The organism is [Mycoplasma] falconis, assembly GCF_006385795.1.
Lineage (GTDB): Bacteria > Bacillota_I > Bacilli_A > Mycoplasmatales > Metamycoplasmataceae > Metamycoplasma > Metamycoplasma falconis.
In genome coordinates this window covers 1-579 of sequence record NZ_VFSS01000027.1, presented here as the reverse complement: position 1 = coordinate 579, position 579 = coordinate 1, and the positions used below count along the sequence as shown (strand labels likewise).

The window sequence follows — 579 nt, the reverse complement described above, 5'->3', positions numbered from 1 at the left end:
GGTAGGCCGACGCCGGGATCACCGGTCCGCCGATGCCGCGGTCCTTGGCGATCTTGGCCGCCCGCACCGCGTCGATGATGACGCCGGCCGAGTTTGGCGAGTCCCACACCTCGAGCTTGTACTCCAGGTTCAACGGCACATCTCCGAAGGCGCGGCCCTCAAGACGGACATAGGCCCATTTGCGATCGTCGAGCCATCCGACGTGGTCGGACGGGCCGATGTGTACGTCCTTGGTCTTGAACTCGCGCTTCAGATTCGAAGTGACGGCCTGGGTCTTGGAGATCTTCTTGGACTCCAGCCGTTCACGTTCGAGCATGTTGAGGAAGTCCATGTTGCCGCCCACGTTGAGCTGCATGGTGCGGTCGAGCTGCACGCCGCGGTCCTCGAACAGCTTGGCCAGCACCCGGTGGGTGATCGTCGCGCCGACCTGGCTCTTGATGTCATCACCGACGATGGGTACCCTGGCGTCGGTGAACTTCTTGGCCCACACCGGGTCGGAGGCGATGAACACCGGCAGCGCGTTGACGAACGCCACCCCGGCGTCGATAGCACACTGGGCGTAGAACTTGTCGGCTTCCT

The 579-nt window shown here is 63.6% G+C and carries 1 protein-coding gene; it reads right to left on the bottom strand.

Translation table 4 applies throughout. The annotated features are described in order from the left end of the window. Positions 1-579 (bottom strand): inositol-3-phosphate synthase (locus tag FJO69_RS07730; RefSeq protein WP_498063505.1); only part of this gene is annotated, 579 nt, incomplete at both ends.